The sequence below is a fragment of the Rhodococcus xishaensis genome (assembly GCF_004011825.1).
GTDB lineage: Bacteria > Actinomycetota > Actinomycetes > Mycobacteriales > Mycobacteriaceae > Prescottella > Prescottella xishaensis.
This window is the reverse complement of the sequence record NZ_RKLO01000003.1, coordinates 550600-570452: the sequence shown is the minus strand read 5'-3', so window position 1 is coordinate 570452 and position 19853 is coordinate 550600. Positions and strand designations below refer to the sequence as shown.

General features: G+C 66.2%; 22 protein-coding genes. 8 read left to right on the top strand and 14 right to left on the bottom strand.

The annotated features are described in order from the left end of the window. Window positions 1-78: 78 nt before the first annotated feature. The 7 genes from EGT50_RS10150 to EGT50_RS10120 all read right to left on the bottom strand — a co-directional run bounded on the left by EGT50_RS10150 (window position 79) and on the right by EGT50_RS10120 (window position 7489). On the bottom strand, window positions 79-2004 hold the full coding sequence (locus tag EGT50_RS10150) for a propionyl-CoA synthetase (protein ID WP_127953808.1): 1926 nt from the start codon (window positions 2002-2004) through the stop codon (window positions 79-81). A gap of 159 nt (window positions 2005-2163) precedes the next feature. After that, window positions 2164-3666 (bottom strand): carboxyl transferase domain-containing protein, encoded by a 1503-nt coding sequence (locus tag EGT50_RS10145; protein WP_127953804.1) that lies wholly within the window; start codon window positions 3664-3666, stop codon window positions 2164-2166. Between the two features lie 137 nt (window positions 3667-3803). Further along, entirely contained in the window at window positions 3804-4256 is a 453-nt protein-coding gene (locus tag EGT50_RS10140) for a YiiD C-terminal domain-containing protein (RefSeq protein WP_127953801.1), read from the bottom strand. Between the two features lie 297 nt (window positions 4257-4553). Beyond that, window positions 4554-5756 (bottom strand): ABC transporter permease, encoded by a 1203-nt coding sequence (locus tag EGT50_RS10135; RefSeq protein WP_127953798.1) that lies wholly within the window; start codon window positions 5754-5756, stop codon window positions 4554-4556. Beyond that, window positions 5753-6652 (bottom strand): ABC transporter ATP-binding protein, encoded by a 900-nt coding sequence (locus EGT50_RS10130; protein WP_127953794.1) that lies wholly within the window; start codon window positions 6650-6652, stop codon window positions 5753-5755. Before EGT50_RS10130 ends, EGT50_RS10135 begins: the two co-directional genes overlap by 4 nt. Further along, the gene (locus tag EGT50_RS10125; RefSeq protein WP_127953791.1) at window positions 6649-7206 is read right to left on the bottom strand and encodes a hypothetical protein; all 558 of its coding nucleotides are present in this window, start codon (window positions 7204-7206) and stop codon (window positions 6649-6651) included. The genes EGT50_RS10130 and EGT50_RS10125 overlap by 4 nt, the downstream gene beginning before the upstream one ends. Beyond that, the gene (locus tag EGT50_RS10120) at window positions 7199-7489 is read right to left on the bottom strand and encodes a helix-turn-helix transcriptional regulator (protein WP_127953788.1); all 291 of its coding nucleotides are present in this window, start codon (window positions 7487-7489) and stop codon (window positions 7199-7201) included. Before EGT50_RS10120 ends, EGT50_RS10125 begins: the two co-directional genes overlap by 8 nt. 100 nt (window positions 7490-7589) lie before the next feature. Between EGT50_RS10120 and EGT50_RS10115 the strand changes: the two genes are divergently transcribed. The 3 genes from EGT50_RS10115 to EGT50_RS10105 all read left to right on the top strand — a co-directional run bounded on the left by EGT50_RS10115 (window position 7590) and on the right by EGT50_RS10105 (window position 10038). Continuing rightward, window positions 7590-8132 (top strand): hypothetical protein, encoded by a 543-nt coding sequence (locus EGT50_RS10115; RefSeq protein WP_127953785.1) that lies wholly within the window; start codon window positions 7590-7592, stop codon window positions 8130-8132. A 135-nt stretch (window positions 8133-8267) separates the two neighbouring features. Then, window positions 8268-8855, top strand: a complete 588-nt coding sequence (locus EGT50_RS10110; RefSeq protein ID WP_127953782.1) for a copper chaperone PCu(A)C — start codon at window positions 8268-8270, stop codon at window positions 8853-8855. After that, a complete protein-coding gene (locus EGT50_RS10105; protein WP_127953779.1) occupies window positions 8848-10038 on the top strand; it encodes a Dyp-type peroxidase in 1191 nt (396 codons plus the stop codon). The genes EGT50_RS10110 and EGT50_RS10105 overlap by 8 nt, the downstream gene beginning before the upstream one ends. Window positions 10039-10227: 189 nt before the next feature. Here EGT50_RS10105 and EGT50_RS10100 read toward each other — a convergent pair whose 3' ends face one another. The 3 genes from EGT50_RS10100 to EGT50_RS10090 form a co-directional block, all read right to left on the bottom strand. After that, window positions 10228-10485 (bottom strand): hypothetical protein, encoded by a 258-nt coding sequence (locus EGT50_RS10100; protein ID WP_127953776.1) that lies wholly within the window; start codon window positions 10483-10485, stop codon window positions 10228-10230. A 14-nt stretch (window positions 10486-10499) separates the two neighbouring features. Beyond that, entirely contained in the window at window positions 10500-10871 is a 372-nt protein-coding gene (locus tag EGT50_RS10095; protein ID WP_235870673.1) for a LapA family protein, read from the bottom strand. 152 nt (window positions 10872-11023) lie between these two features. Beyond that, window positions 11024-11623, bottom strand: a complete 600-nt coding sequence (locus EGT50_RS10090; protein ID WP_127953773.1) for a class I SAM-dependent methyltransferase — start codon at window positions 11621-11623, stop codon at window positions 11024-11026. Window positions 11624-11761: 138 nt separating this feature from the next. Here EGT50_RS10090 and EGT50_RS10085 point away from each other — a divergent pair, with 138 nt between their 5' ends. The 3 genes from EGT50_RS10085 (at window position 11762) to EGT50_RS10075 (ending at window position 14717) form a co-directional block, all read left to right on the top strand. Further along, window positions 11762-12598 carry an aldo/keto reductase gene (locus EGT50_RS10085; protein WP_127953770.1) on the top strand — a complete coding sequence of 279 codons (837 nt, stop codon included), beginning with the start codon at window positions 11762-11764 and terminating at the stop codon, window positions 12596-12598. Between the two features lie 188 nt (window positions 12599-12786). After that, window positions 12787-14298 carry a DHA2 family efflux MFS transporter permease subunit gene (locus tag EGT50_RS10080; RefSeq protein WP_127953767.1) on the top strand — a complete coding sequence of 504 codons (1512 nt, stop codon included), beginning with the start codon at window positions 12787-12789 and terminating at the stop codon, window positions 14296-14298. 125 nt (window positions 14299-14423) lie between these two features. Further along, window positions 14424-14717, top strand: coding sequence for a DUF427 domain-containing protein (locus EGT50_RS10075; protein WP_127953764.1), 294 nt, complete (start codon window positions 14424-14426; stop codon window positions 14715-14717). Window positions 14718-14771: 54 nt separating this feature from the next. Here the strand turns inward: EGT50_RS10075 and EGT50_RS10070 are convergent, their stop codons facing one another. Together EGT50_RS10070 and EGT50_RS10065 are read right to left on the bottom strand one after the other, a co-directional pair. Continuing rightward, complete coding sequence (locus tag EGT50_RS10070) at window positions 14772-15317, bottom strand: peroxiredoxin-like family protein (protein WP_127953761.1); 546 nt, start codon at window positions 15315-15317, stop codon at window positions 14772-14774. Between the two features lie 53 nt (window positions 15318-15370). Next, a complete protein-coding gene (locus EGT50_RS10065) occupies window positions 15371-16111 on the bottom strand; it encodes a Crp/Fnr family transcriptional regulator (protein ID WP_127953758.1) in 741 nt (246 codons plus the stop codon). Between the two features lie 122 nt (window positions 16112-16233). Between EGT50_RS10065 and EGT50_RS10060 the strand changes: the two genes are divergently transcribed. Further along, window positions 16234-16806, top strand: a complete 573-nt coding sequence (locus EGT50_RS10060; RefSeq protein WP_235870672.1) for a hypothetical protein — start codon at window positions 16234-16236, stop codon at window positions 16804-16806. Window positions 16807-16821: 15 nt separating this feature from the next. Here the strand turns inward: EGT50_RS10060 and EGT50_RS10055 are convergent, their stop codons facing one another. Next, window positions 16822-17304, bottom strand: coding sequence for a cupin domain-containing protein (locus EGT50_RS10055; RefSeq protein ID WP_127953753.1), 483 nt, complete (start codon window positions 17302-17304; stop codon window positions 16822-16824). Window positions 17305-17373: 69 nt separating this feature from the next. On the opposite strand from EGT50_RS10055, the gene EGT50_RS10050 reads away from it, so the two are divergent. Continuing rightward, window positions 17374-18744 (top strand): DUF1254 domain-containing protein, encoded by a 1371-nt coding sequence (locus tag EGT50_RS10050; RefSeq protein WP_127953751.1) that lies wholly within the window; start codon window positions 17374-17376, stop codon window positions 18742-18744. 10 nt (window positions 18745-18754) lie between these two features. On the opposite strand, the gene EGT50_RS10045 is transcribed toward EGT50_RS10050, so the two are convergent. Beyond that, the gene (locus EGT50_RS10045; RefSeq protein WP_127953748.1) at window positions 18755-19825 is read right to left on the bottom strand and encodes an NAD(P)-binding domain-containing protein; all 1071 of its coding nucleotides are present in this window, start codon (window positions 19823-19825) and stop codon (window positions 18755-18757) included. Between the last annotated feature and the right edge of the window lie 28 nt (window positions 19826-19853).

Sequence of the window (19853 nt, the reverse complement as noted above, 5' to 3'; positions counted from 1 at the left end):
TGAGGGTGACCCGTTTCCTGCCGAATTGGAAGGGCTCCGCACGCTCGGCGCGTGCGGAGCGCTCCACCTACGCCGCGGCTATCCCCGCAGCAGCTTCTCGAGTGCGTCGAGAACCGAGGCGTCCTCGATGGTGGACGGCACGGCGTACTCGACGTTGTCGGCGATCTGGCGCATCGTCTTGCGCAGGATCTTGCCCGAGCGCGTCTTCGGGAGCGCCGGGACGACCGTGACATCGCGGAACGTGGCGACCGCACCGATCTGCTCCCGAACCATCGCGACGAGTTCCGTGCGCAGAATGTCTTCTTCGATCTCGACGCCGGCCTTGAGTACGACGTAGCCGCTGGGCCGCTGACCCTTAAGGTCATCGTGGATGCCGATCACGGCGCACTCCGCCACGGCGGGATGGGAGGCGACGACAGCCTCCATGCTGCCAGTCGAAAGTCTGTGTCCGGCAACGTTGATGACATCATCGCTGCGGCCCAGGACGAACACGTAGCCGTCATCGTCGATGAAACCGGTGTCGCCGGTGAGGTAGTAGCCGTCGAACGCCGACAGGTACGACTTGACGAAACGCTCCTCGTCGCGCCAGAGTCCGGCCAGCGTGCCCGGCGGGAGCGGCAGGGCGATCACGATGTTGCCCTCGGTCCCCGACGGAACCGGGACGCCCTCGCTGTCGACGATGCCGACACGGTAGCCGGGCGTGGGGACGGTGGAGGAGCCCGCCTTGATCGGCATCGGATCGAGCCCTCGCAGATTCGCGCAGATCGCCCAGCCTGTCTCGGTCTGCCACCAGTGGTCGACCACGGGGACGCCGAGCTTCTCGGTGGCCCACGAGTACGTGTCTGGGTCCAGGCGCTCGCCGGCGGTGAACAGTGTCGCCATCGACGAGACGTCGTACTTGGCGAGCTCGACTGCGTCCGGGTCGGCCTTGCGGATCGCACGGATCGCGGTCGGCGCGGTGAACAGCGCAGACACGTTGTGCTCCTCGATCACTCTCCAGAACGCACCCGCGTCGGGTGTGCCGACCGGCTTACCCTCGTACATCACGGTCGTCGCGCCGACGAGTAGTGGTGCGTAGACGATGTAGGAGTGGCCGACGACCCAGCCCACATCCGATGCGCTCCACATGACGTCGCCGGGCCCGATGTCGTAGAGGTTCCGCATCGACCAAGCCAGCGCGACCGCATGACCGCCGTTGTCACGGACGACGCCCTTGGGCTTCCCGGTGGTGCCGGAGGTGTAGAGGATGTACAGCGGGTCGGTCGCCGCGACCGGGACGGGGTCGGCGTCCGCGGCGTCGGCAGCTAGGTCATCCCAGTCGGACCACAACGCGCCGCGGTCGCGGTAGTCGGTAGCGGAGCCGTGGATGCTCGGGCGCTTCTTGACGATGACGGTGTGTGGTGGATACTCCGACATCTCGACCGCCTGGTCGACGATCGGCAAATACTCGACGGTGCGCCCGGGCTCGAGGCCGCCGGACGCGGTGACGAGGACGACCGGCTGAGCGTCGTCGATGCGGGTGGCCAGCTCCTTGGCGGCGAATCCGCCGAACACGACCGAGTGAACGGCGCCGATGCGGGCGCACGCGAGCATCGCGATCGCCGCCTCGGGGATCATCGGCATGTAGATGACGACGCGGTCGCCGGCTGCGACGCCCTGCCCGGCCAGCACGCCGGCGAACCGGGCGACCTCGGCGAGCAACTCGGAGTACGTGTACGTCCGCTTCGTGGGCACCATCGCCGAGTCGTAGATGAGCGCAGGCTCGTCGCCGTGCCCGTCGCGCACGTGCCGGTCGAGTGCGTTGAAGCACGTGTTGAGGGTGGCATCAGGGAACCACCGGTACATCGGGGCGTTCGAGCGGTCCAGAGCGAGTGTCGGCGCGGAGTCCCACGCGATAGCGTCGGCGGCCGCGAGCCAGAAAGTGTCCGGATGCTCGAGGCTCTCCTCGAAGGCGATGGCATACGCTTCGGCGCGCGTGCCAGGTGCGTGCTCGGTTCGGCTCATCTGTTCGTGTCCTCTCGTGTTCCGAAGGACACCCTATGTGAGCTTCGCCTCATCTGCGGTCCGGTTGTGACCGGTGCAACCAAGAGCATGGATCGTCCTGAGCGCCCACTTCTGGGCTCGGGGAACGGGAACCCGCGCGAAATCGGAAGGAGTGGGCGCTCAGGCCGGAGGGAAGCCGAGGGTGCGGTAGCGCGCCAGGCGGGAGGACATCCGGTCGTCGTCGGCGAAGTCGCGTAGTGCGACGATCTCGCGCGCGATCGCCGCGCCGACGCGTTCGGAGAACTCCACCGGTTCGAGGGCGGCATCCGGTCGTTCCGGGATGACGGTGTCGACGACGCCGTCGCGCAGGAGATCCACCGACCGGATGCCCTGCGCCGCCGCCATCTGCGGGGCGTGGGTGGTGTCGCGGTGCACGATCGCGCTCGCACCCTCGGGGGGAAGCGGTGCGAGCCATCCGTTCTGGGCGGCCAGGACACGGTCGGCCGGCAGCAGCGCGAGTGCGCCACCACCGGTGCCCTGGCCCAGGATCACCGAGACGGTGGAGGTGCGAAGGGTGACGAGATCGGATATGCACCGGGCGATCTCGGGGGCCAGGCCGCGTTCCTCGGCCTCCTGCGACAGCGCGGCCCCGAGCGTGTCGATCACCAGTACGAGCGGCATTCGGAGCTCTGCGGCCATGCGCATGCCACGGCGGGCCTCTCGCAGCGCGGCCGGGCCCATTGTGTTGAGCGCCGACTGGCCCGCGCGGTCCTGGCCGAACAGCACACAAGGCTGGCCGCCGAAACGCGCGAGGGACAGCAGCACTGTCGAGTCCACCTCGCCCTGCCCGGTGCCACTGAGGGCCACGCGTGTGGAAGAGGCGTGGCGCACCAGCTGGCGGACGCCCGGACGGTCGGCACGACGCGATGCAATCACCGACTGCCACGCCGGTACATCCGGGATGTCCTGTGCCTCACGCTCCGGGATATGGATCGTGTCGTCGGCCGGATCGCTCAACACGTGTAATGCTCGATCGACCAGCTCACGCAATTGGTCGACGGATGCCACGCCGTCGATGACGCCCTTGCGGTAGAGGTTCTCCGCCGTCTGCACACCGGCCGGGAACTCTGCGCCGTACAGCGCCTTGTACACGCGGGGTCCGAGGAAGCCGACGAGTGCCCCGGGTTCCGCGATCGTCACGTGCCCCAACGATCCCCACGACGCGAATACGCCCCCCGTGGTGGGGTCGCGCAAGTACACGAGATATGGCAGGTGTGCGGTCTTGTGCGCGGCGATGGCGGCGGTGATCTTGACCATCTGCACGAACGCGATCGTGCCCTCTTGCATGCGGGTTCCGCCGGACGTCGGTGACGCCAGCAGCGGCAGTCCCTCGGCGGTGGCCCGCTCGATCGCCGTGACGATCCGCTCGGCGGCGGCAACCCCGATCGAGCCGGCGAGGAACGAGAACTCGCATGCAATGACCGCAACCCGACGACCCTCGAGGGCGGCGGTGCCCGTGATCACGGATTCGTCCACCCCGGACTTCGACGCGGCCGTGTCGAGTTCGGTGCGGTACTTCGCATCCGGAGACACGTCGACCGGGGTGACATCCCACGACACGAAGCTGCCGACGTCGAATACCCGTCCGATCAGTTCCCGAGCCGAAATCCTGGTGCGGGACATGGTAATTCCTTACGTCCGACGACTGCCGCCGGCGACCGTGGCCGACGGAGGACGGTCGCCGCGACCCAGCCTAGTCAGCGGGCGAGGGCATCTTCGGCTGAGCACCATGTCTCATTGCTCGGAACCGAAGTGATCGATCAGCCGCGATCGGTCCTGTTCGGCCGCATGCTGACCACGAACTTGCAAGCCCCAGTGATCGTTCCGTCTTGGTCTGTCAACGAGACGTCAACGTCGACGTCCTGACCCTCCCCAGCTTGAAGAGCTCGCTGTATCTCTGCAGCCACCGACGGATCGACCTTGCCGCTGGCGGTGATACCTCCCTGCGCGGGCCGCTGATACTCGATCGTCGCGCTACGGATGACAATGTACGCACTGGTTGCGGCCGCGCCGGCAGCCATTACCGCCGCGCCGGCTCCCGCAACTTCGGCCACGCCGTAAATGACTGGAGCATTGACGTGCCCATTGTGGTTGATGTGCTCGGGCTTGGGGCGGCGCAGTATGGACCTCACCGATCCGTCCTCACCGAGTTCGGTGTCCAAGTCCAGCCACTCGATCCAGGGCATTGTCTTCATCGCATCTGTCGCGGCCACCGATCCTCCTGCATCCGACTGTTCACTGTGTAATGGCGTACCCGCGGTGGATCAGCGTTGCAGTGCTGGTAAACGCTGCCCACAAGTTGTGTGTCCAGCATTTGTCTCACCGCGGGTCCGCAGGGTAACACGGCCAGGAGGCGCAGCCCGGCCGGGGTGGGAGCAAACGAATTTCGACGCTGTGGCGTCGGGTTCGGGGCCGAAATTCTGTTGCCGGACATGGGCCTTCCTTCACCCGGGGAACCGCCAACGGCGACCGCGCCCCAAGTAGGGGACGGTCGCCGTGGCCAAGCCTGGCTACCGGGCGAGGGCCTCGCGCCACGAAACGGTCTTGCCCATCCGAAGGATCGAGCGCTGGTAGATCCGGGCGGCAACAGCAGACATCGCGACGGTGACCACCAGCATCAAAGCCACCGTGGTCACGACCTGAGTTGGGGTTGCGACACCGGCAGCAATGCGCAGGGGCATGAGTATCGCGGAGAACGGCGGAATCCAGCTGAGCACGTTCGACAGCGTGCCCTCCGGGTCCTGCGACGAGAAGAACGCGGCGAAGAACATCCCCATGACCAGGATGGTCAGCGGCATCGCTGTGGAGTTGACGTCCTCCTGTCGCGACACCATCGAACCGGCAGCGGCGTAGAGAACGGCGAAGAACGCGAAGCCGAGGACGAACCAGCCGAGCGTGCCCACGAGCGTGCCCCATGCGGTGCCACCCAGGGTGAGGACTCCCGTCGAGGTGCCGGCGCTGACGCCGACGACACCGTAGACGGTCAGCTGCGCCAATCCCACGGCACCGATCCCGATCACCTTGCCCCACAACAACTGCAGCGGTCGAAGCGTCGACAGCAGCAGCTCGACTACCCGGGACGACTTCTCCTCGACGACGCCCATGGCCACGTACATACCGAAGGCGAGAATTTGCATGTAAAGGAGCACCACGACGGCCATGGAGAGCGCAATACGTTGTCCGCGTTCGGGGTCCGGCGGGTCGATGGCGTCGACGATTACAGCGGCGGAGCTTGTGTCCTGGGCCAACTGTGAGGCATCGACTCCCTGCGTCGCGAGTGCCTCGGTCTGTGCCTGCGCGGCGACCGCGCCGTCGAGCACGATCCGCAGCGGTGCGTCGATCTGTGACTTCGTGATCGCGGTGACGGCTCCGTCGGCGCCAGGAAGCAGTGCGACGTCGAGGTGGCCGTTCTCGACCTGGCGCCGGGCGGCCTGCTCGTCGCCCACCTCCGTCACTTCGACGGGGTTGCCGACTGCGTCCCCGGCCGCGACGAGTGCCTCGCTGAGCGACTGGTCACCGACGATTCCCACCTTCGAGCTCGACTCGTCGTCGGTGCCGGAGAGGACCGAAGCGGCGACGATGCCGCCGATGATCACCAGCAGGACGACCGCGTTGCTTATCAGGAAACTCTTCTTCTGCACCTGGGTCACGAATTCGCGCCGGGCTACCAGGGCGATCGCGCGGACTGAGGGGAGCGTTGCCCGGTCGCTCATGCGGACACCACCTTTCGGAACAGTTCGGTCAGGGTTGGCTTGTGTACTGCGAATTCGCGCACAGGCCCGGTCTTCAGGGCGGCGTGCAGCACAGCCTGATCGTCGGCACCCGCACCGAGCGACAGCACCGTGCGTCCGTCGGAGTGACTGACGGTTGACACTCCCAACAGGTGATCGGCCCACCCGTCCGGAGCCTCGGGTGCGTGCACCTCGAGGAGTACTTCACCGGTGCCGCGGAGCTCGTCGACGGTGCCGATCGAGTTCATCCGGCCCTTCGTGATGATCCCGACCCGGTCGCACAATTGCTGCACGAGATCGAGTTGATGGCTCGAGAAGATCACGGGGACACCGGTGTTCGCCTTCTCCGCCAGGACGTCGCTCATGACGTCGACGGCAACAGGGTCGAGTCCGGAGAACGGCTCGTCGAGAATGAGGACTGACGGGTCGTGGACCAGGGCGGCCGCGAGCTGGACGCGCTGCTGGTTGCCCAGGCTCAGCGCGTCGACGGTGTCGTTCATGCGCTCGGCGATGCCGAGGCGCTCGGTCCACCGGTGCGCCGACTCGGTTGCCTCACGATGAGAGAGCCCGTGCAATTCGGCTAGGTACGTGAGCTGCCGTCCCACCCGCATCTTCGGGTAGAGGCCCCGCTCCTCGGGCATGTAGCCGATCGAGCGCCGCACCTCGAGATCGACGGTTCGGCCGCCGAGTCGGACCTCGCCGGCGTCGGCGGCGAGGACTCCGAGCGCAATCCGCATCGTGGTGGTCTTCCCGGCGCCGTTGCTGCCGACGAATCCGAAGATCTCGCCGGGGCGGACGTCGAAGCTCAGGTTCTCGAGTGCGACGACGTCGCCGTAGCGTTTCGAGATCGCGTCGAAGGTGAGGGTCTGGCCGGTCATGCAGGCTCCTGGTGGTCGTCGGGGTCGGTGTCGGGGTCGGGTCGGGTCCAGGCCAGGATCATCGTGGGCACGCAGGCGCCGAGGGTGAGTGTGGTCACGACGAACAGGCCGCCGGCATAGGCGAGGTTGGGGCGGTCGATGTCGAGGTCGTATCCACTCGCGACGATGAGGAACATCGCGGGGAGGACAGTGAGCGACTGGGTGACTGTGAGTCCGATCGATCGGGCACTGTCGCGCTGCTGGATCTCCCATTCGTCGAGGGCGTCGCGCGGCGCATCGCCCTGCCGACCCGAGACGATCTGCAGAACTGCACGGGTAGTCACAAAGGCCAGGACCGCCGACGCCACCAGCAGGGGGCCGGTGCGCATGTTTGTCAGGCACACCGCCGCAGCCGTCGCCAGGTACACCAGCGTCGCCGCGAGTGCGACGACGAGGATGCGCCTCCGTTTTTGGGTCCGCCACCGGGGAAGCCAGTGCCGGTAGCGCTCCGCGTGGCGAAGGAAGCGCCTCGTGCGGAAGTCCTGATACCGCTCGAGCAGGCCGATGTCAGCCATCGTTGTCGACTCCTTGTGATCGGACGGGTCGGTACAGCTCGGTGCTGAGGGGGCCGAACTCGGTGCGCGAGAACACAGCCTCCACCGGCAGGTCGAACACCGCGCAGATCCTTAGCGCGAGGTCGAGGCTGGGGTAGTGGTCGCCCCGCTCGAGTGCCCCGACGGTCTGCGGATTCACCTCTATCAGTTCGGCGAGCTGCGCGCGGCTCATCCTGCGTTCCGCGCGCAGCACGGCGATTCGATTGAAGATGGGGAGATTCGCCCCACGTCGCGCCGGACTCATGCAAGGAACTGTTGTAAAAACACAACAACTTGTCAAATCGAGTAGACGGACGAGGATTCCGAATCACATCCCGTACGACGGCCTGTAGTAACCTCTGGCCATGCGGAACGGCCCAGGTGGAGAGCTCGCCCGCCAAGTGCGTGGCCTCGCCGTGGCCGGGTCCGCGATCGCCCTTGCGATCGGTGCCCACGGACTGGCGGGCGGCGCAATGCCGAAAGTGGGCACGCTCCTCCTGCTCGTCGGCGTCGCCGCTGTACTTGCCGCGGCCGTGACTGCGGTGCCGACCCTCGCCGTTCGGAGGAGCTGGCTCGTTCCTGTGCTGGGTGCCGGGCAGGCGGTATCGCACCTGACGTTGTCTCTGGGAGACGCCCACGGCGGGATGCACGCCGGATCTCACCTGACCGGGCCGATGCTTCTGGCGCACTCCACGGCGGTCCTCGCGTGCGCGGCACTCATCGCCGCAGCCGAGCGCATCGGTCCGCGCGCCTGCGCCGCGCTTCGCCGGATCCTCCCGCAGATGGTTGCCTCGATACCGGTGCTGATCGAGCCGGCTGCGCCGCGTGTCCTCGCGGATGTGCGCCCAGTGGTATCAGATCCGTGCTTGGGATCGATTGCACGCCGCGGTCCGCCGGCGTTCTGCTGACTTCCCACACTTCACCGCGTCGCGAAAGCGTCGTCGACGCGCATTCCCCCATCCGGGTTACCCCGGACACCCTTGCCGGGCAGCGCCCGCACCTCTGAAGGTTGCCGCGCGCCCGCATGCGAAAGGCACACTTAGATGAAGGCATTCACCCGAGCCCGCATTCTCACGATCGGCGTCACCCTTGCGGCCGGTCTCACCCTCGCCGGATGCAGCAGCGGCTCAGACGACACGAGATCGACCGGTACGGACACCGGAGTCTCACTGCGGGATTCGTGGGTCAAGGCGGCCGACAGCGGGATGACCGCCATGTTCGGCACGATCGTCAACGATTCAGACAGCGCCGTGACACTCACGACGGTGGCGACCCAGGCGGCTCCGCGAGTCGAACTGCACGAGATGGCTGCCGACGGCACCGGCGCAATGAAGATGCGCGAGAAGGATGGCGGCATCACCGTGGACGCCCATAGCTCGTACGAGCTTGCGCCGGGCGGTGACCACATCATGCTGTTCGATCTCCCGGCCCCGATACAGGCCGGTACCGACGTGGACTTCACGTTCACGTTCGCGGACGGATCCAGCGCGGGTTTCACGGCGCAGGTTCGTGACTTCACGGGTGCCCGTGAGGAGTACGACTCGCACGGTGAGACCCGGGGTGAGACGGACGATCACGGGTACGAGACGACGGACCACGATCACAGCGACAGCGAGGCGCACAATGGCTGACATCAGCCGACGGCAGTTGTTCGGGTTCGGTGCCGCCGCGGTCGGTGGTGCCGGGCTCGGCCTCGGTGCGGGGGTCGTGATCGCGCGTCCGGCCGGGGCGGAGCAGATTTCGGAAACCGTTCTGTTCCACGGCGATCACCAGGCCGGGATCGAGACGCCACCGCAGGCGCACACCACGTTCGTCGGCCTCGATCTCGTGCCCGGGGCCGACCGCGCGGCGTTGGTCCGGTTGATGCGGGTCTGGACCGATGATGCCTCACGGCTCACCGAGGGCCGGGGTGCGTTGGCTGACACCGAGCCCGATCTGGCAACTGCGCCTGCCCGGCTCACCGTCACGATCGGGTTCGGTCCAGGGGTGTTCCGGGCGGCGGGCCTCGAAGACCGTCGCCCCTCGTGGTGCAATCCGCTGCCACCGTTCGAGATCGACCGGCTGGAAGAGCGGTGGAACGACGGTGACCTGCTGCTGCAGGTGGGTTCTGACGACCCGGTCTCCGTCGTACACGCGTTGCGGGTGCTGCTCAAGAATGCTCGGAACACTGCGACGATCCGATGGGTGCAGCGCGGGTTCCGGCGCGCGCGGGGCAGTGAACCCGAGGGCACGACCATGCGCAACCTCATGGGGCAGGTCGACGGCACGATCAATCCACGGGCGGGCAGCGATGACTTCGCGCGGGTCGTGTGGAACGACGGCGTCGAGCAACCGTGGATGGCAGGGGGAACGTCTGTCGTGATTCGACGGATCCGCCTCGATCTGGACGGGTGGGATGAACTGGACCGTCCGGGCCGTGACGAGGTGATGGGACGTCGAATGTCGGACGGCGCGCCCCTGACCGGCGAATCGGAGTTCGACGTGCCCGATTTCGATGCGGTTGGACCGGGTGGGCTCAAGATCATCCCGGAGTTCTCGCACATCGCCCGTGCCCGGCCCCTCGCGCCGCGGGAACGGTTCCTGCGGCGGGGCTACAACTATGACGAGGCACCGGACGGAATCGGGGTATCGGACTCCGGTTTGATCTTCGTCGCGTACCAGGCCGACGTCGATGTCCAGTACCTACCCGTGCAGCGGCGGCTCGCGGAGGCCGACATGTTCAACCAGTGGTCGACGCCGATCGGTTCGGCGGTGTTCGCGATCCCTCCCGGGTGTCGTGAGGGCGAGTACCTGGGGGAAGGGCTCCTCGGGTGAGGAAACCTGGGCGACAGCCGGTTTCAGGTGTCGTATCGGCTGAGCCGATCAATGCTGGTACTGCCTGAGCCGATCAACGCTGGTACTGCCTGAGTCGGCCTTCGCTCATCCGTGACCGCCGGGTGTGACACATCGTGTCAGCACCCGGCGGTCGCGAGTGACCAGGTAGAGCCCTTGCGGCCGGCCGGGTCACGAGGATTCGTCAGGGGCCGTCACCCGGTGTGCTGGGCGGCGGATGCCTGCGACGAGGAGAGCAAGTCCGAGCATGGCGACAGCTCCGACCGCCGCGCCGTAAAGAAATAGCTCACCTGTCGATCCGGTGATGTCGATGCCCAGAACTTCGAACTCGCGGGGAAGGATGTGCTCGTCCGCACTGTTCGCGGACACCGCCGCGACTACGACGACCACAGCGGCGATCAGCAGGATCAATCCGACGATGACAAGCATGGCGGCCTCCTGGTTCAGGTGCTGTCCCGTCGGGAAGGTTCAGCACTGGCGGTCTTGTAGGCGTTGCGCAATTGCCATATGCGTGCCCCTCCTATGAACGCCATGACCAGCAGACCGCCGATCGCAGCAAAGAGCAGTGCCACCCCGAGAGGGAGAGTGAAGTTCCAGCCGAGGAAGGCAATAGCGATCTCCTCGGTGTTCTGCAGGATGAAGATCAGCATGCCGACCACGATGATCGCGCCCACCGCCACAGCAGTCCATGCCATCCCAGCCCGCGTGGGTGCGAGATCGGGGCCGCGATGCGGCGTCGAGTCTTTGTTCTGTTCGTTGCCGGGCGCCTGCTCGTTGTCCGGCTCCGGACCGGCGCCGGCGACTGGATCGTTCATGGCCGTCTCCTCGCACCCCACATCGACCACAGGCGACGCGTTGGCCGCACCCGCCCCGCTCTCCAGCTTAGTGGGCGGCTGCCCGGCAGACAGGCTCATCACAGTTATGAGGTATGGCCGCCGATTACCGAGCTGACCGACATCGGTGGCGGTCAACTCCGGACGAGGCGGAAGAACCGGGGGTCGGCCTTCGCGAGTAGGCCGAGCGACGCGTCGGCGTCGATCGGGTAGTCGCCGACGACGGTCCAGCCGTCCAGTGCCTGCTCCACGTCGAGCTGGGACGCTCCACGTGGCAGCGGTCCGCGCCAGCCCGGCGAGAACGAGAACATCAGCAGTTGTGCACCGGGATCGGTGACCGCGGTCAGTCCACTGCCGTACGCGGTGCGCTCGGCGTCGGTGAGTCCGTGGAAGCAGCCGATGTCGAGCGCGAGGGTGTACCCGCGTTCGACGTACGCGGGCAGGTTGGTGACGTCGCCGAGGACGAATCTCACGTCGGCGCCTGCGATTGGCAGTTTCGCGCGGGCCCGGCTGATCGCCAGGGGTACTGCGTCGACCGCGGTAACGGACCAACCGCGTAGGGCGAGTTCGATCGAGTGGTCGCCGGTGCCGCAGCCGAGATCGAGAGCCTTCGCGCCCGGCGCGGGCGACGCGGCGCCATCTAGCAATCTGTCGAGCTGCCTGCCGAAGATGCTGCGTCCAGCCTGCCATGGGGTGACGCCGAGTCGATACGCCAGCCGGTAACCGAGGTTCATCGCCCGCCCCTTCCGACCAGACAGCCTGGATCGAACGTAGGCCCCGCCGCCGTCGCGGCGCAACGGATTCGCCGGTGTCCACGGTTGCTCGCTTCGGAGCTGTGGGAACTGTCCGGCGGTCGCTCTCGTTGCCCGAGTATGACCTCGATCGATCCGGTACCGGACATTGCTCTCAACGACGGCAATTCGATCCCGCAGCTAGGATTCGGGGTGTTCCGGGTGCCCGACGACCAGGCGTACGTCGCTGTCTCGGAAGCGTTGACGGTGGGGTACCGAAGCGTCGACACCGCGAGCGTCTACGGGAACGAGACCGGGACGGGGCGAGCGCTCGCCGACTCCGGCATCGACCGTGAGGATCTGTTCGTCACCACCAAGCTGCGGAACGCCGACCAGGGGTACGACTCGGCGCTGCGGGCGTTCGACGACAGTCTCGCCCGATTGGGGCTCGAGTACATCGACCTCTACCTGATCCACTGGCCCGTCCCTGCCAAGAACCAGTACATCGACACGTTCAAGGCGTTCCAACAGTTGAAGGCTGACGGTCGGGTCCGGTCGATCGGCGTCTCCAACTTCACCGAGGAGAACCTCGAGCGGCTTGTCGAGGCGGTGGGGGAGACCCCCGCCCTCAACCAGATCGAGTTGCACCCCGAGTTCGTGCAGTCACACCTGCGCTCGGTCCACGCCGACATGGGCATCGTCACCGAGGCCTGGGGCCCCCTCGGGGAGGGGACCAGCATTGCGAACGCGACGATTCGCACGATCGCCGACATGCATGGCCGCACGCCGGCCCAGGTGATCCTGCGCTGGCACATCCAACTCGGGAACGTGGTCATTCCGAAGTCGGTGACGCCGGACCGCATCGCATCCAACTTCGATGTATTCGACTTCGAGCTGACCGCAGACGACATGTTTGCGATCTGTTCGCTCGATCGACCCGACGGTCGGCTCGGGGGGAACCCTGAGACCTTCGGCTGACGGCCGCCGGTGCGGTGCGAGCCAGCCGTGGGGAACCGTTAGTATCCCGTTCTTGTACATCCGGGTGATGACGCGGGCCGAACTGGATTGGGTCCGACCTGCGCCGGTCGCGTCCGTGCGGGCGCCGTTCCGTGGGTGACCGAGGAACTCCTCGAATCACTGAAGCTCGATGATCGGAAGGGCAAACGATGAACACCGAAATCCGGCCGTGGCCGGCCTTGTGGGCGCTCTGCCTGGGCTTCTTCATGATCATCGTCGACAGCACGATCGTGGCGGTCGCGAACCCGGTCATCACGGCCGACCTGAATACCGACGTCAACGCGGTCATCTGGGTCACGAGTTCCTACCTGTTGGCGTACGCGGTGCCGCTGCTCGTCACCGGGCGCCTAGGTGACCGATTCGGGCCCAAGAACCTTTACCTGATCGGTCTGGTCGTATTCACCCTCGCGTCGCTGTGGTGCGGGCTGTCCGGCGACGTCGCGATGCTCATCGTCGCCCGCGTGTTCCAGGGCCTCGGCGCCGCGATGATGACGCCACAGACGATGGCCGTCATCACGCGAATCTTCCCAGCTAACAAGCGTGGTGCTGCGATGGGTATGTGGGGTTCGGTGGCCGGTATCGCGACCCTTGTCGGCCCGATCCTCGGCGGCGTCCTCGTCGACAACCTCGGCTGGGAGTGGATCTTCTTCATCAACATCCCGGTCGGCGCCATCGGCTTCCTGCTCGCTTGGCGCCTCGTCCCGTCGCTGCCGACCAACAACCACAAGTTCGACACGGTCGGTGTTGCGCTCAGTGCCATCGGCCTGTTCTGCATCGTCTTCGGTCTGCAGGAAGGCGGGTCTTACGACTGGGATGGCCGCACCTGGGGCCTGATCGCCGCAGGACTGGTGGTCATGGGTGCTTTCGTATGGTGGCAGAAGGTCAACCGGGACGAACCGCTGGTGCCGCTCGGGTTGTTCAAGGACCGAAATTTCTCGGTTGCGAACGTCGGCATCGCGACGATGGGGTTTGCCGTCACCTCGGTAATGCTGCCGTTCATGTTCTACGCGCAGAGCGTGACCGGACTGTCGCCGACCCGCTCGGCGCTGCTGATGGCCCCGCTGGCCGTCGTCACCGCCATCCTCGCGCCCTTCGTCGGACGGCTGGTCGACAGGACCCACCCGCGGTACATAGCCGGTCCAGGCTTCCTGATGTTCGCTCTGTCCATCGCCTGGCTGGCGACACAGCTGACCCCGTCGACGCCTATCTGGCAGATCCTGGCATCTACAACCGCGATCGGCGCATCCAACGCCTTGATCTGGGCGCCGCTGGCCGCCACGGCGACCCGCAACCTGCCGCCCGCGCACGTCGGCGCCGGATCCGGTGTCTACAACACCACCCGTCAGGTCGGAGCCGTTCTCGGCAGCGCCGCGATGGGTGCACTCATGACGTCGCGGATCACTGTGGAAGTGTCCAGCGCCGGTGTCGCCGGTGGCGCTGGTGCAGCTCCGGTGGGTGAGGGCTTCCACGTCGGTCAGCTACCGGAACTGGTCCGCGAGCCGTTCTCGACCGCGATGGCGCAGTCGACGATGCTTCCGGCGGCCGCGCTGCTGCTCGGCTTCGTAGCCGTGCTGTTCTTCGTCGATCCCCGCAAGGGCACAGGCACTCAACATGTTTCGGTGTCGCGTGGCGACAGAGAACCGGCCCCGGCCCAGGGCTGACCGGACCGAGGCTGTCGTTCTCCTGACGGGCTACCCCGGTCGTGTCATCACGCCGACAGTCGACACATGCAGTAGGTCGTGGAAGGCTCGAATGTAGGAAGAACCCGTGAAGGAGGATGCACGAAATGATGCGCGCAATCTGGAACGGCACGGTGATCGCCGAGGCGCCGTCAACGATCGAGGTGGAGGGCAACCAATACTTCCCGCCGGAGTCGCTACGCCGCGAGTACTTCATCGACAGTGGCACCGAAACGGTGTGTCCCTGGAAGGGGCTTGCCAGCTACTACCACGTCACGGTCGGCGAGGAAACGAACGAGGACGGGGCTTGGTACTACCCCGAACCGAAAGAGAAGGCCAGCCAGATCCGCGACCACGTTGCATTCTGGAACGGCATCCAGGTCGAGGGCGAACCCGAATAGCGCGGTGTGCGGTACCGCGCTCGAATGTCGGCTCCGGACGATTTCGCCGGTGCCTCAGGGCGAGTGCAATTGATCTGCCAGCGTGAGAATCTCGTCGACCGACCATTGGTCGTCGGCGTGCGTGCCGTACTTGCGAGCCAGGATGCGGCCGTCGGAGGCGATGAGAAAGTCCGCGGGCTTTCCGAAGTGGTCCTCACCCCGGCCGAGGGCAGAGCTGATCGAGCGCTGGCGAGCCGCACCGAGTGCCGCGGCAAGCCAAACCCGTGGGTGTGCAATCGCGGTGGGGTCCGATTCGACGCCGACTTCCGAGTAGAGGCTCCGCTGCGGATCCGCTACTACGGCGAACGGCATGTCGGCCAAAGAGCGGCGCAGCGCCTCGGGGGCGGAATGGAACACCACGACCTCCGTCACACCAGCGGCCGTGATCTCCTTGTACCGCCTCAGAATCGACTGCAGATGCAAGTGGCAGACCGGGCAGCCCGCATAGCGGCGGAACTGCAAGTGGATCAGCCGATCTGGGCTGGGCACTGCAACGGTGTCCCCGTCAATGGTCTCTAGGCGGTGGGGTGCAAAGCGGTCGCCTATGTTCAGCTTCGCCATGAGTATCAGTCAAACACAGACCCATCCGCGCTACCCGTCGGCACCATCTGGACTCACCCGGATCTGGTCTGTCCGAGGGCGCGCAACCGGTCCGGATCGGCGATGTCGATGGCGGCATAACGTGTCGCGATGAGCCCCTCCCGCTCGAAGTCCTTGAGGATCTTGTTCAGCGACGGCCGCTGCACGCCCAGCATCGCTGCCAGCGTTCGCTGGGCCAGTAGCACGGTTCCGTCGATCGCCTCGTCGTGCAGCAGTTGAGCTACTTGCATCGACAGTGAGCATCCAAGGATGCTGATCAGCCGTGTCTGGGTGGCGGCCGTGCGCTGCGCGACACTCGATAGCCAGCGGCGCGCGATCGCCGGGTGCCCGGCCAGCAGTTTCTCGAACGCCATCTGGGACAGGAACAGGCACTTGGAATCGGTCAGTGCTCGCGCGGTGTACATCAACGGCATGTCCAGCAGCAGTGGAATGTCGCCGTCGACGTCGCCAGGCCGCAGCACGTCGACCACGGCACGACGACGCCCCGAACCGACCGCAAGTTCCACTTGTCCGGCCCGCACGATCCATACCCCTTCGGCCGAACGGCCGGCCGTGAACATCACCGACCCGGTCGGCAAAGACTGAACCTCGAGCAGATCAGCCAACGCCACCAGGTCATCGGCGCGCAGCGGCGCAGTGGCACCGCGGCCGACGCAGCGTGAGATCCAGGCCGCCTGACGCAGCTGATCGTCGCTGAAAGACTCTCTGCCTAGCGCGCGCATCAAGTGCGCGAACGGCCTCTGTGTCCGGTCCATCTCAGCCTCCCCTACCACTGGACCCATCCTGTCAGCACGCTGACAATCTTCGCTCGTTAATCGTCACGACGGGATTGACTACGGGTGAGAGAAACGTCCTTCCCAAGACGAAAGGATCTCCCATGACTTCTCCAGCATCGAGCAGTTCGCTACCTGAGAGCGCCGCAGGCGGTGGAACTGTCGGCGTCGCCGTGGCACGGGGAGCCCTTGCCGGTGTCGCTGCATCGATCGTGATGGCGGCATATGCGATGATCGCCGCAGCGACGTACCAGGACTCTGGCTTCTTCACGCCCCTGTATCACATCGCGGCTACCTTCATCGCCCCCGACGCGATGATGAGCTCGATGCAGAGCGCCGCTGGTGGCGACTCCTTCTATTTCTCGGCTGGCCCGGCGTTGCTCGGTGCCGTCATCCACATGATGGTCGGCGCTGTGTACGGGGCGATCTTCGGCCTTCTGGTGTGGGTCGCCAAACTGCGCGGCATCAGCGTGTTCGTCTCCGGAATCGTCTGGGGCCTGGTTGTTTTCGCGGCTAGTGTCTGGGTCGGCCTACCCATTGCGGCCGCACTCTTCGGCGGCGGCGACCCCATCCGGACCATGGCGAGCATGGTCGGATACCCCACCTTCCTCGTCGAACACCTGCTCTACGGTGGTGTCCTCGGCGTGCTGCTGGCGGTGCGTCCCAGCCACCGCTGATCCGGATCGTTGCGTCTAGAACTGCGATGGTGAGGGCATCGGATACTCCTGCCCCTCGACACGGAAGTCGGCGAAGTCGAAGCCGGGGACAACGATGCAACTGACCAGCCCGGCCTCGTCCTCGATCGGCCGAGCCCGCTGCCAGGAGCGTGGTGGTATGACGACCTGAGGGCTCTGGCCGGACGAAATGTCCGGTCCGAGAACGTGTGTCGTCACGGATCCAGGTTCATCGCCGTCGCCGGCGAGTTCGAGTAGGAGCGGACTGCCGCGGTGGTACAGCCAGATCTCGGTGCCACGCACCGTGTGCCACGCGGACTGCTGCCCGGGCTCCAGGAGGAACAGGATCGCTGTGCCGGCCGACCGCGACCCACCGTACATGTTTGGCAACGCGACGCCAGGCAAATCGATGTCGCTTCGCCAGGTCTCGCGGTACCAGCCGCCCTCTTCGGGGTGCGGGGTGAGATCGAGGGCTCTGGCCCACTCAGGGAAGGAGGTCACGAGACCATGATGAACCGAATGTTGGCGTAACGCGAACGTGGCTGGGTCGCCGATGGTGGAATGATCGCCATGACCCACCCGAGTGGAGATTCGGTAGTCGGTTCGAATTCGGCGGTCAGCATCGAGGCGGTCGTCAGGGCGTTCGTCTACGGGTTCGCTCCGGTCTTCAACCTGCCTCGGGTGGAGCGGTTCGTGACGACCGGGGTGGGTGCGAGTTCCGCTGTCCCGTTCAATTCCTTCAGCCATCCAGGTGGCCTGGCCGGTCCGGACGATACGTTCGTCTCGGTCAAGAACGACACGATCTGCTCGATCGCACAGCTCGACCTCGGCACCGGTCCGTTGGTCATGGATGTGCCGGATACCGCCGCAGTCTACTTCGTACTCCAGTTCGTCGACGGGTGGGCCAACAACTTCGCGTACATCGGCAAGCGCGCGACGGGCACCAAGGCCGGCCGCTTCGTCTTGGTTCCGCCGGGATGGCCGGGTGCACTACCCGCCGACGCCACCTCGATTCACTGCCCGACCCGCATCGTGTCGATGGTGGGGCGGTGGGGATGCGACGGCTTGGACGATATCGGTCGCGCCCGCAAGCTCCAGCAGCAGATCTCGTTGAGCCCGCTCTTCGCGAACGACTCGGCGGGCTTACCAGTGCCAGATCCCGCGGTGCCGGACGAGCTGATGTTCTGGGAGAAGCTGCGCATGTACCTGCAGGCCTTCCCGCCGGCGCCGCGAAACATCGCATTGCAGCAGACGTTCGAGCCGTTGGGGCTGCTGAACGCGGGTCCGTCGCCGTACGCGAACGCCGATCCCGCGCTGGCAAAGCTACTGGTGGAGGGCGCGGCCGAAGCGCGGGACCGGATCGAGGAAGCTCTGAAGTCCGGCGCGGGTGCCCGCGCCAGGAACGACTGGAATCAGGCGTTCGAGTTCTTGGACTACAACGACTTCTTCGAGTTCGGGACGATCGGCAGTCCTGAGTGGCGAATCAGTGAGAATGCCAAGGCAATCGGGGTACGTGCCGCCGCGGCGATGGGTGGGCTGTGGGGTAGCCACGGGAATGAGGCCCCATATACCCCGATCTGCGCGGACTCCGACGGCGACCAGTTGACGGGCGATCGCCGCTACACCATCACTCTCGCGCCTATGCCGCCCGTCGACGCTTTCTGGTCGATCACGATGTACAGCATGCCGCACTTCCATCTCGTGTCGAACTCCATCGAGCGGTACTCGATCGGGGATCGCACAGCGGGACTGGTCTACGGCAACGACGGGTCACTGACCATGACATTGAGCGCCACCGAGCCGTCGGATCCGGCCGCACGAGCCAACTGGTTGCCCACCCCGACCGGTCGCTTCCGGCCGTTGCTGCGCATGTACTCCCCGCGCGAGCGCGTATTCGACGGCAGCTACGTGATCCCGCCGATCGTGAAGGCCGAAGCCTGAACTGCCGCCGTCAGTGCCCGAGGAACTGCGTCAGCTCCCGCGCCGCCGCACGTCCGGCTCGGTTGGCGCCGATCGTCGACGCCGACGGCCCGTAGCCGACTAGATGGACGCGCGGGTCCGCGGCGACCTGCGTCGCGAGTCGGCCGGTCATGGCGATCCCGCCGCCAGGGCCTCGGAGCCGTAGCGGCGCGAGATGGTCTAGCGAGGAACGAAACCCCGTACACCACAGGATGACGTCGGCCCGTCGCTCGGATCCGTCGAGCCATCGGACGCCGGTTTCGGTGATCTCCGAGAACATCGGCAGCCGGTGTAGGACACCACGGTCTCGTGCGGCCCGAATCGCGGGGGTCACGGGCAGACCGGTCACCGACACCACTGAACCCGGTGGAAGTCCGCGGCGAACTCGATCCTCGACAAGTGCCACGGCGGCACGGCCGAGCTCGGGCGTGAACGGTTCCTCTCGGAACTCTGGCTCTCGGCGGGTCACCCAAGTGGTCTTCGTCACGAATGAGATTTCGTCCAGCAACTGGATGGCCGAGATCCCGCCCCCGACCACGATCACGTGCTTTCCCTCGAACTCGTGCGCCGAGCGGTAGTCGCGTGTGTGCAGTTGCCGGCCCTCGAACCGTTCCGCGCCGGGCACGGCGGGGATGAACGGTCGCTCCCACGTTCCCGTCGCGTTGACGAGGCCACGGGTCAGGTACGTCCCCTCCGGAGTTTCGACGGCGAGCCGCTTGTCGCGATGGGACACGACCGTGGCGTGCACCGGTCGATGTACGGGCAACTCGAACCGCTTCTCGTAGAGGGCGTAGTAGGCGGGGACGGCGTCGGCGGCCTGCACCGTGTCGGCGCCGGGCCCGAGGATCTCGGCGAACCGCATTCCGGGCAGGTCGTGCACGTTGTTGACGGTCTGGAGCGTCAACGACGGCCAACGGAACTGCCATGCCCCACCCGGGCCGGGAGCGTGGTCGAGGACGACGAACTCGCGTTCTGGTGCCAGACCTGATCGACGCAGGTGGTAGGCCGTGGACAAGCCGGCCTGACCGGCTCCGATCACGACCACTTCCAGCTCGCTGTCCATCCCACTCCGTTCTGCCCATTTCGTTCTG